At 49.5% G+C, this 10,841-nt stretch carries 9 protein-coding genes; 4 read left to right on the top strand and 5 right to left on the bottom strand.

Going from position 1 to position 10,841, the window contains the following annotated elements:
• Window positions 1-43 precede the first annotated feature (43 nt).
• Genes QOR82_RS05160 through cls form a run of 3 tightly spaced genes read right to left on the bottom strand, consistent with a single transcriptional unit; the run spans window position 44 to window position 5,207 of the window.
• Window positions 44-2,581: an excinuclease ABC subunit UvrA gene (locus QOR82_RS05160; protein WP_283583707.1), complete on the bottom strand. Its 2,538-nt coding sequence runs from the start codon at window positions 2,579-2,581 to the stop codon at window positions 44-46.
• On the bottom strand, window positions 2,574-3,698 hold the full coding sequence (locus QOR82_RS05155; RefSeq protein WP_283583706.1) for an AI-2E family transporter: 1,125 nt from the start codon (window positions 3,696-3,698) through the stop codon (window positions 2,574-2,576). The genes QOR82_RS05160 and QOR82_RS05155 overlap by 8 nt, the downstream gene beginning before the upstream one ends.
• 15 nt (window positions 3,699-3,713) lie before the next feature.
• Window positions 3,714-5,207: a cardiolipin synthase gene (cls, locus tag QOR82_RS05150; RefSeq protein ID WP_283583705.1), complete on the bottom strand. Its 1,494-nt coding sequence runs from the start codon at window positions 5,205-5,207 to the stop codon at window positions 3,714-3,716.
• 205 nt (window positions 5,208-5,412) lie between these two features.
• Here cls and QOR82_RS05145 point away from each other — a divergent pair, with 205 nt between their 5' ends.
• The 4 genes from QOR82_RS05145 (at window position 5,413) to QOR82_RS05130 (ending at window position 8,584) form a co-directional block, all read left to right on the top strand.
• On the top strand, window positions 5,413-6,252 hold the full coding sequence (locus QOR82_RS05145; protein ID WP_283583704.1) for an alpha/beta hydrolase: 840 nt from the start codon (window positions 5,413-5,415) through the stop codon (window positions 6,250-6,252).
• Window positions 6,253-6,285: 33 nt separating this feature from the next.
• Entirely contained in the window at window positions 6,286-7,521 is a 1,236-nt protein-coding gene (locus QOR82_RS05140; protein ID WP_283583703.1) for an MFS transporter, read from the top strand.
• Window positions 7,522-7,669: 148 nt separating this feature from the next.
• Window positions 7,670-8,233 carry a cadmium resistance transporter gene (locus QOR82_RS05135; RefSeq protein ID WP_283583702.1) on the top strand — a complete coding sequence of 188 codons (564 nt, stop codon included), beginning with the start codon at window positions 7,670-7,672 and terminating at the stop codon, window positions 8,231-8,233.
• Window positions 8,234-8,254: 21 nt separating this feature from the next.
• The gene (locus QOR82_RS05130) at window positions 8,255-8,584 is read left to right on the top strand and encodes an ArsR/SmtB family transcription factor (protein WP_283583701.1); all 330 of its coding nucleotides are present in this window, start codon (window positions 8,255-8,257) and stop codon (window positions 8,582-8,584) included.
• Window positions 8,585-8,619: 35 nt separating this feature from the next.
• Here QOR82_RS05130 and QOR82_RS05125 read toward each other — a convergent pair whose 3' ends face one another.
• Both QOR82_RS05125 and QOR82_RS05120 read right to left on the bottom strand, forming a co-directional pair.
• Entirely contained in the window at window positions 8,620-9,909 is a 1,290-nt protein-coding gene (locus QOR82_RS05125; RefSeq protein ID WP_283583700.1) for a zinc-ribbon domain-containing protein, read from the bottom strand.
• A gap of 198 nt (window positions 9,910-10,107) precedes the next feature.
• Entirely contained in the window at window positions 10,108-10,761 is a 654-nt protein-coding gene (locus QOR82_RS05120) for a histidine phosphatase family protein (RefSeq protein ID WP_283583699.1), read from the bottom strand.
• Window positions 10,762-10,841 lie beyond the last annotated feature (80 nt).

Here is a 10,841-nt window from a genome sequence, read left to right as displayed (position 1 = left end):
GGTTATTAAACTAATTCTACCCGTTATGGGTTATTTTTTTAATTTATGTTGCACTTGAATTGTAAATTCTCAACTTATTGAAACGGTGCCAATAATCAGCTAAATACTGGGTGGTTAGACTCTGGGGATCGTCAGCTAATTGCAACGGTCGTCCTGCTGCCACAATTTGTCCCCCGTTATTTCCGCCGCGGGGTCCCAAATCCAGCATATAATCCGCATTGGCAATCAGGTTCAGATCGTGAGTGATGGTCACCAGCGTCGCTCCCCGATCCAACAACTGCTGCATGACGTGTACCAATGTCTTCACATCCAGGGGATGCAAGCCGATCGTTGGTTCATCAAAAACAAAGAGAGTTGTCCGCTGATTGCGGTTGAGATGTTTAACCAATTTCAAACGTTGGGCTTCCCCGCCAGATAGAGTCGGGGTGCTTTCGCCCAGGTGGAGGTAATCAAGCCCCACTTCTTGCAAAAGCTGCAGTTCACGTTCAATCTTTGATACCCCTTTAAAAACAGCCAGTGCCTGGCGAACGTCCAGTTTCAGCAAGTCGACGATCGAATAACCGTGCCACTTGACCGCTTGTACCGCTTGGTTGTAGCGGTCGCCATGGCAAACGGGACAGGTCTGCTGCATATCCGGCAAAAATTGGATATCAAGGGTCACCACGCCAGCCCCGCCACAGTTTGGACAGGCCCCCTGCTTATTGTTGTAGGAGAAATAACTCGGCGTGTAGTGCTGCTGCTTGGCAAGTGGCTGGGCGGCAAAGAGCTTGCGCAGATTGTCCATGATGCTGGTATAAGTGGCCACGGTCGACCGCTGCGTCTTACCGATCGGCGCGGCGTCGACGCTAACCACCTCCTTGAGCGGTGCTGTTAGCTTCTTCACCTGTGTCGGCAGGGCTTCCCCCGCAGCCTGGGCTTGGATGGCCGGCACCAGACTGTCTAAAATCAAGCTGGTCTTCCCAGCACCCGAGAAACCGGTAATGGCGCTCAAACGATTGACCGGCAAGGCAGCCGCGACATCCTTGAGGTTAAAGTAGTCCGCAACTTCAAATTCAATCTTCTTATCAGCCGGTTGGTCGTTGATAGATCGGGCCAGCAGTTTGGCCTGACCGTTTAGGTACGGTCCGATCTTCGAATGAGGATCCCGGGCGATTTGCGCCGGCGTCCCCTGGTCCAGCACCCGACCACCTTCCTCCCCGGAGCCGGGGCCAATTTCAATAATCCAGTCAGCCGCCCTGATGATATCCACGTTGTGATCAACGACCACCAGGGAATTACCCTGGTCGACTAATTTGCGGAAAACGTGCAAGAGGCCACTGATGTTGTCCGGATGCAGACCAATCGATGGTTCATCCAAAATGTACAAGACGCCCGTTGTCTGCGTCCGCAAGGTACGTGCCAGCTGAATCCGTTGTAGTTCCCCCGTCGATAAGGTGTTACCGTTTCGGGAAAGAGTCAGATAATCGAGACCAAGCTCCAGCAGCGGCCGTAAATTATCATCAAACTCATGAAAAAGGCTCGTGGCCATCTTATTCATTTCTGCAGGCAGACCAGCCAGCACCTGCTGCTTCCAAGCCGGCAACTCACCAAGCGTCAAGTCACTAACCTGGGCAATGTTGAGCTGACCAGCCAGCTGCTTCAGCAATTCCGGCTTGAAGCGGGTCCCATGGCAGACCGGGCACGTCGAATAATGGAAAAATTCGCTGATCCGCTTCTGAGCCCGAGCACTCTTGCTGGTGCGAGCAGATTCATAGACAGCTTCGTGGGCGTTTTCGTAAAGTGCGTTGAAGTCATGAAAGACCCGTCCCGTCCCCGAACGAAAATCCATCTTGTACTTGGTTTTAGGACCGTTCAAGACAAAATCTTTTTCCTTAGCCGACAAATCACGATAGGGAACGTTAATCCGGACCCCGGCCTGTTCCGCCACGTTCGGCATGAAATTGCGTCCTGGCAGATGCCAAGAAGCGACCGCCCCTTCTGCCAGGCTCAAGTTTTCATCGCCGATCAACTTGCTTTCATCAATCGAACGCACCTGGCCAGTTCCCTGGCAGTTAGTGCAGGCCCCATCCGCGTTAAAAGCAAAATCTTCGGCACTGAAGGCCTGAAATTTGGCCCCACAAACGGGACAGGTCAACTGCCCCATCGAAGCTCCCGATTGACTCATCACTTTGGCAATCGCCAAACTGGGCGACAAACGATGACCATTTGGGCAGACTGGTGATCCCAAACGGGAAAAGATCAGTCGAATAATATTTAAGATCTCACTCATCGTGCCGACGGTCGCCCGTTCGGACGGAATTGCCGGCCGCTGTTTCAAAGCCAAGGCTGACGGAATATGTTTGACACTCTGCACGTCTGCCTGGGCACCCAATTTGATGCGACGCCGGGTGTAAGTCGAGAGGGCTTCCAGATAGCGTCGGGAACCTTCTTCGTATAAAATCCCCATCGCTAGCGAGCTCTTTCCTGAACCCGACAGTCCTGAAATCGCGACAAACTGGTGAAGAGGAATATCGACATCAATATTTTTGAGGTTGTGGACTTTAGCGCCGCGCACCTCAATCTTGGTTGGTAATTTAGTCATTTTGTCGCTCCCTTTTCTGTTTAGTTTGACGGTGGCGAATATTTTCCCCAACAAGCTGGTAAACAGCAGCAAAGAGCGGTACCGTTAGCATCATCCCCAGGATTCCGGAAAAACCGCCACCAGTGATTACCGCCGCAAAGACCCAGACGCTCGGCAAACCGAGACTCGAGCCGACGACCAACGGATAGGTAATGCGATTGTCAAATTGCTGCAGGACGATGATGAACACTAGAAAGATCAAGGCTTTGACCGGTGAAACCGCAAAGATCAAGACCACGCCGACACTGGCCCCCAGGATGGCCCCAATGATCGGAATCAAGGCGGTAAAACAAGTCACCGCTCCGATCATCGCCGCGTAAGGCAAGCACAGAATTGTCATTCCCACAAAACAAGCAAATCCGAGAATGGCGGCATCCTTACACTGACCGACGATGTAGCTGCTGTAACAGCGGTCAAAGGTTTTGAGTACGTGCATCAATGGCATCTTGACCTTACCCAGATAGGCATCCAACAGCTTCATGGCCTGGCCAGCTAACTTTTCTTTATACACCAAAAGGTAAATCGAAAAGAAGATGGCGATCACCGCCGTCGTCACCCCTGACACAATCGACGAAGCCGTCGACATCACAGTTTTAAAGGTTCCCCCAAAGCCAGAAGTAAGGTACTTCCCATACTTGCTCCAGTTCAAGTGACGGGGATCAAAATTCCGCCATAAATCTTTAAACTGACTGTTTTGCTGAAAATAGGCGACAAAATGGTTAACCACGTGGCTGTGGTTAGCTACCAGCAGCCGAATACAACGGATCAATTCCGGGATCACCAGGTGAATAACTAGCACAATAATTAAAACGATCGTCACATATGACGCCACAATTCCGAAGGCCCGCTGAAATTTGCGGGCCCGCGCCATTTTAAAGATGCGGGCAAAGAGATGCTCGTACTGCTTGAGCAGCAGGTTGACGATGTAAGCCAGTACACAACCGATCAACAACGGCATCGCTGCTGAAAACACACGGCTCAGCAGTTTAGCTACGCTCGGCCAGTAACTGATTGCAAGATAAAGGATAAAAACGGCAACCGCCAGAGAAAGATGGCGGCGGTTAATCTGAATTTTCATTAGATCTGCTCTCCATTATAAAATTGGTGAAAGAAGCCGTGAGAAATACTGTTTAAATTGCCGCCACTTAGACTGTTGGGCAAAATATTCGGGCGTCATTTCCGTACTCTTTAGCAAGTCGTTTTCAAAGATTTGTTTGAGCTGCTTTGTCAGCTGTTCATTATACATAAAAGCATTGGCTTCCCAATTTAGTCGATAGCTACGGAAGTCCTGGTTGGCCGAGCCGACCGAAGCAAAGTAATCATCGCTAATAACTGTCTTAGCATGAATAAAGCCATTATCATATTTATATACTTTGACGCCGTTCTCGGCTAAGTAACGGGCATAATATTCCGTTGCCCGATAGACAAAGGGATGGTCCGGCATGCACGGTACCATTACCCGAACGTCAACTCCACTCCGGGCGGCAATGATTAATGATTCCAGAATTGGTTCGCCCGGGATCAGGTACGGCGTCTGAATGTAGACGTAGTGGTGGGCAGCAGAGATCATCGCCTCATAGCCACGCCGAATCGCAACGTCATCGTTGTCGGGGCCAGAAGATACGATTTGCATTGCCACTTCTGATGGATTATCCGTTGGTCGCTGAACGTGCAGATCCTTCATCAGGCTGAGCAAATCGACCTTCGCCTTTCCCGTCTTTTTGCAAGTCAGGTTCCAGTCCATTCCGAACCGCCCAAGCAATGCCGTCGCGGCTTGGCCGACAATTCGAACGTGGGTATCACGCCAATAGCCAAACCTGGCCATCTTGCCCACGTACTGGTCGCCGATATTAAAGCCACCGATGTAACCGATCTGCTGATCGATCACCACAATTTTCCGGTGCAGGTGATAATTGAGTCGAGGAGTGTTAATATAGTGCCTCGTCTTCGAGTTGAACGGCTGGGCATCCCCGCCGAGAGATTCTAATTTCTGGAAGGATTTGTAGGTGGTCCCCCGGGAGCCGCTCAGGTCATAGAGGACCTTGACACTGACCCCGCGGGCGGCAGCTCGCTCGAGTGCGTGCAAAATCTGCTGACCCAATTGATCAGCATAAAAGGTGTAAAATTCAACGCAGATCTGATCCGTAGCCTGATCAAAATCCTGAATCATCTGGTCAAATAGCTGTCGCCCATCGACAAAAATGCGCACCCGGTTATTAAAGGTCACTAGCGCATCATTCAGGCTGGTCGCCAAAGTCACCAGTTGGTGGGCCAGCATTAAGTGCCCCTGCTTCAGGAGCAGGCGGTGTTTTTGGAGTAAATCCGCTTGTTTTTTGACATAGGTATTGCGAAACTGGCGCTCCTCATCGCGAATGTTGAAAATATCGTCACTGGAGATTTTCCGGCCGACAAAAAGGTAAAGGAGAAAGCCGACAACCGGAAATAATGATAAAACCAGGAGCCACGCCCAAGTAGAAGCAATATCCCGGCGCGTCCGGAAAACCGTCCAGATCGCAAAGGCGATATTGATCAGCCACAAAACTTCGATAATTCGTCGAATAAGATCCCAAGTCCAAACAATATTCATGGCGCCCTCCAATTTTAGCCCACCACCCCATTTTTCGGGGCTTCATTTCAAAAACTTTGCTTAGCATTACTATGATACAACAGCTTTGCTTGCCTACGAAGATGAATGCTAAACTTAACTTTTCGCTAAAGTAGTTCTTCGCTTTCTCCTTTGGCAAAAAGCGTGCTAAAGTGGAGCTATATCAGTACAGGAAAGGAAATTTTCAATGAAATTACGTCATTTACCGCTCTCCATTATGACCATCCTGGCTGTCACCATTCTGGGACTCACCTGCTGGAATTTGAACAGTCAGGCTAGTGCCAGCAATACGGCCACCGTCTTTGTCCACGGCCTGCAGGGCAGTCATCACTCAACCGATACGATGATCGCTGATCTCAGTCAACGTTATCCTGGAACCCGCAAAGTCATGACCATTAACGTGCAAAATAACGGTGCCCTCCAGGTTAGCGGCCACTTCCAAAACGTGAAGCACCCCCTCGTCCAAGTCAATTTCTTAAATAATTCTGCCCCCACCACGACTAACGCCCGGTGGCTCGGCAAGGCAATGCGGTACCTGAAAGCCCATGGCGTCGAGCAAGCAAACTTTGTCGCTCATTCAGCCGGCAATGTCGCGGTCTACCAGCTTTTGACTTCCCATCCTCATTCAATCCCCACGGTCAAGAAATTTGTCATTCTCGCGGGTCCCTTTGACGGCGTTTTATCGTTAAATGACCAGGCCAACAAGGTGAAGGTCAATGCGCATGACCACTATAAGCCGAACATCGAATACCCGGCGAACAGCTACTACCCGAGTTACCAGCAGCTCATCAAAATGTCTGCTGCTTTTCCTAAAACTGTCAAAGTCCTGAACGTTTACGGAAATGTCGGCGACGGCAGCAACTCGGACACCCTGGTCAGCAACGCTTCAGCCCTATCCGTCAACTACCTGCTCAAGAACCAGCAGACACCGGTGAAAAACCGCTGCTTCCGTAGTGCGAAAGCGACCCACTCGGGCCTGCACCGTAGTCAAACCGTCGATAACTGGATTGCTGACTTTCTCTGGTAAATCGATCAAGTAAATCAAAAAGGAAGTGTCATATTGGCGAGTTCCAATCAATCTGATAATCAAATCTGGCAGCGCAACTTACGCGTCCTCTCAATTGCCGTCTTTTTTGCTGGCATTGCCTTTTCCGAAGTAATGCCATTTTTGTCGCTTTTCCTAGCCCAGCTCGGCCACTTTACCCACCGCCAGCTGACTAATTGGTCCGGTCTGGTCTTTTCGGCCTCATACGTGGTGGCAACGATCGTGACTCCCTGGTGGGGCAAGCTTGCCGATGCGAAGGGACGTAAGCCGATGATCCTGCGGGCTTCCCTGGGGATGGGCATTGCGATCGGGGCAATCAGTTTTGTCCACAATGTCTGGCAGCTGCTAATTTTCCGGATGATGCAGGGGGCCTTTGCCGGTTTCGTCTCTAATTCCAATGCCCTGATCGCGACCGAAGTTCCTAAAACACATAGTGGGAGCGCCCTTGGCACCATGATGGCCTGTTTCACCGGGGGCAATCTCCTGGGGCCTTTCCTCGGCGGGACCTTAGCCACCTTCTTCGGCTACCGGGTCACCTTCTTTCTGACCGGGATCATCCTTTTGCTGATCTGCCTGGCTTGCTGGCGTTTCGTCGACGAGAGTAATTTTCATCCCGTCGCTACCAAGGACGTCGGCTCCAGTAAGGATGTCCTGCGTTCCCTGCCCTCCGTGCGGCTGATCATCGGCCTGGTCTTAACCACCCTGATCATCCAGTCCGCTAACAACTCGATCAACCCGATCATTTCGCTTTTCGTTAAACAACTACTCCATGGTAGCTCCCACACCACCTTCGTCAGTGGGATTATCGCGGCACTGCCGGGAATTGCTACCGTCTTAATTGCCAGCCGGGTGGGGACCATCGGAGATCGGATCGGTACGGAACGCATCCTGATCTTCGGTTTTATCCTTAATACGATCGTCTTCATTCCGACGGCCTTTGTAACAAATTGCTGGCAGCTCGGTATTTGTCGTTTTATCGTCGGCCTGGGTGATGCTTGTCTCTTCCCGCAAGTCCAAACTCTGCTGACCAAGAACAGTCCCGTCCAAGCTACCGGTCGGGTTTTCTCCTGGAATCAGAGTGCTATGTACATCGGTAATATTGTCGGCTCGCTGATGGGCGGCTGGGTTGCTGGTCAATTCGGCTTTAGCGCCGTCTTCCTCTGGACTGCGGGCCTTGTCTTCTTGAACTTGGTCCTCTTCTTGATTAATGTTGTCTGGCCCTTGCAACACGTCGACGCGACCAAAAGTTAAATCTTTTTGAAAATCGTCAATGCTGTTTTAAGCAGTGTTGGCGATTTTTTATCAAACATTTCCCGGGAAATGTTATTTAGCCTTGTTATATACCATATTTGATATATAATATATATCAAATATGGTATATATTATTAGGAGGCCAAATATGAATTGGTGGGTCATCATTGCAACTTTTATCGCGGTCAACTTAGATTTCTTCTTTATTCTATTGTGTCTGCTTCAAAAGTATCGATTAAGGGCCGTCATCCTCGGTTATTTACTTGGCGTTCTCTTGTTAGTTAACGCCAGTTATCTAGCCGGTCAGATCCTGCTCAAGTTCTTGCCGGAATGGCTCCTGGGAATTCTAGGATTTCTGCCAATCTGGATGGCCCTACATGATAACGACGAAGAAAGACAAAGCGACGGGCAGCATTGCCCCATCATCAACGTGCTCATCACCTACCTGTCCGTCTGTGCCGGCTGCAATCTTTCCATTTTCCTTCCGGTCCTAACCGGAATCAGCATCAACCGCTTCCTGGCCGTCTTATTGGTCATCAGCCTCTGCACCATTTTTATCGTCGTTTTGCTCAAATTTTTTGGCGAGATTCCGCCGGTTAAGCATTTTATGACCAAATATAGTGAAATTCTGATGAAAATCGTGTACATTGGGGTTGGTTTATATGTCTTTTGGGACAGTGGACTGATCAGCCACCTTTCCCGCATTCTTTAGACGAGGAGTTTTTCATTTAAAATGAAAGTTTCGGATGACTTAATTAATGAAGCAGCGAAGATCTACAAGGTTTTGAGCAACGGGACACGGATTAAAATCCTCTATTTTCTGCGCTACCAGGATAACGACGTGGCCGTTAACGAAATCGTCAACGCCCTCGGCCTTGCCCAACCTGTAGTTTCGAAGCAATTAGCCATCCTGCGGCGCTATCAGTTGGTCCGTAACCACAAAGAAGGCAACAAGGTCTTCTACATTCTGGACGACCCCCACGTACTGGAAATGATCGACGATATGCTCAACCACGTCAAGCACGAGATTAAGGGCTTGCCCCATCCGAAAAATCTCTATTAAAAAACGGCCCCCACAGGAACCGTTTTTTTGTTTGATTAATTTTCGTCTTCGTTCGATTCACTCACTTTTTTGGCATGGCCTAGTGACTGAATCTTGAAGCCGTTGTATGAGTTGTTAGTGTCATTGGTCTTCTTCAGAATACCGCTGTATTTGAAGACCTGGATCCGCTTATTGGTTCCGGAATCGTCATCATCACCCTTTTTGTTCTCAAAGGTGAACTTAACCGAATAATTAACCCGGAACTTGCTGTCACTCAGCGGAGTAACGCTGTTGACATTAACCTTCGCGTCGTAAGATTCAATGTCATCATCGTCCTGGAAGCCATCAAACATCTTCACCAGTTGCTTGTAGCCTTCGTTATTTTGACCGCCGATAAAGTCCTCATCCTGATCATCAACATCTCGCTGGAAGACGTTAGACAGGATCGATTGCGCGGTATCGTTGGAAACCCCGTTGTTCATCGTGATCTCATCATCAGAACTGTTAACAACGCTCTTGATTTGATGACCCGCAGCCGTCTTGGTACCGACAAAGCGGTGCAGACCTGGCAGGTACGGCCCGAAGGAACGCGAATATGAAGCTGTGCTGCCACTATTATTGTTATTGCTGTTAACGTCGCTGGTATCACTATCACTAGTCGCATTGTTACTCGTGACCGTGCCTAGTTCCTGCCCATCCATGGTAATGTTCATGCCCTTTTGGTCGGTGTTAACAGTAATATGCGTCGGGTTAGCCTGAATTTTGTAGCGCGGCCAGATCAACCAAGCCCGTCCCTTTTGGACGAACTGATAATCATGCCACTTGCTGCCGTCCTGGAAATTGCTCTTCAGGCTGTCTAAATCTCCCGGATATTTTTGGAAGTACTTTTGAATCGGTTTAACGGTCTTGTTATTAATTTTGACTTCCGAAGAAGTAGAAGTAACATACTTACCAGCGTTCTTAGCTGGATCGCCGATGGCCGTCACGGCACGTGACATCTGGTTGCTTTCGCTGTAGTAAAAGTGTCCCCAAATCAAGAAGATCACCACTAGGATCACCAAAACCAAGATACTATTATTCCGCTTCTGATGCTGCTTCCACCGGTCCAACAGGGAGCCGCCATCACTAACGGTCCGCTGTACCTGCGGTCGGATTGATCGTTGTGAATCATGGACAGTCGCCGCCGTTTGTGGAGCGGCGGTGTCTTTTTCACTAGCAGCTACTTGCTCTTCGGGCTGTGAACCTGTCGCATTAGCAACTTGGCTGACGTCAGTCCCACAATATGGACAAAATTTTGTTCCCGCTTTGAGCTTTTTCCCACAATTAGGACAGAAAAAGTCTTTCATTATAAAATCCCCCTAGGTTAGACAATCAAACTCGTGTAATTATATCACATTTTTTGTGATTCTCTGCGCCGATCTGTCCTCATTTTCACGAGATTTCGAAAAATTACCCTGATCTGTCAGGCCCGTCATGACCACCCTATCCTCAAAAACAATAGCCCCCAGTTGCACAAGTCGACTGTGGGGCTATTTCAGTAAGCATTAATCACTAAATTTATGGTTATATTCAATTAATTTGATGTGCTTCTCCGTCACATCCACCCGGGTCATCCCAGCGTTGGTCGGAAAGTTTCCCACCGTATCGGCACCGAGAGCATCGGCTATCGTCCGGATAAAGGTTCCGTGAGTCACCAGCAAAACATGATCGCCATCGTGCGACTTTTTGAGAATCTGCCGCATTCCTGCCCGAGCCCGCGCCGCAACGTGTTCATATGATTCTGCCTGTCCGGTCGGGTCCATATCATGCATCATGTTTCGGCCGGCTTCCAGACTTTCGTGGCGAATAATGTCATCATGATCCTGGTAGCCGTGCTGTTGTGCAATCACTCGCCAGTTCATATCAGAAGGCAAGCCCTCGTAATAACCGAAGAAAACTTCCCGAAAATTGGGATCCTGGTACACCTGCTGGGGTTGATGAAGCAGGTGCTGAATGATAATGTCACGGGTTTGCACCGCCCGCTTCAAATCCGAGGAAACCACCAGGCGATAATCCCGTTCCTTTAAGGCTTCGCCGGTCGCTGCTGCCTGTTGGCGGCCATGATCATTCAAATCAAAGTCGATCCATCCCTGAGCCCGGTTGAGCGTGTTCAAAAAGGTTTCTCCGTGGCGAACAATATCAAGTGTAATTTCAGTCATGCTGTTTATCCTTTCTTCTTTGGATTCTTTTGCGCAAAGGCCGTTCATCGAGCGACCGATCCCCTTTCTGCAGGAAGAAT

The organism is Limosilactobacillus difficilis (genome assembly GCF_947387495.1).
GTDB lineage: Bacteria > Bacillota > Bacilli > Lactobacillales > Lactobacillaceae > Limosilactobacillus > Limosilactobacillus difficilis.
The sequence above is the reverse complement of the archived record's forward strand: the minus strand, read 5'-3'. Positions and strand labels throughout refer to the sequence as shown.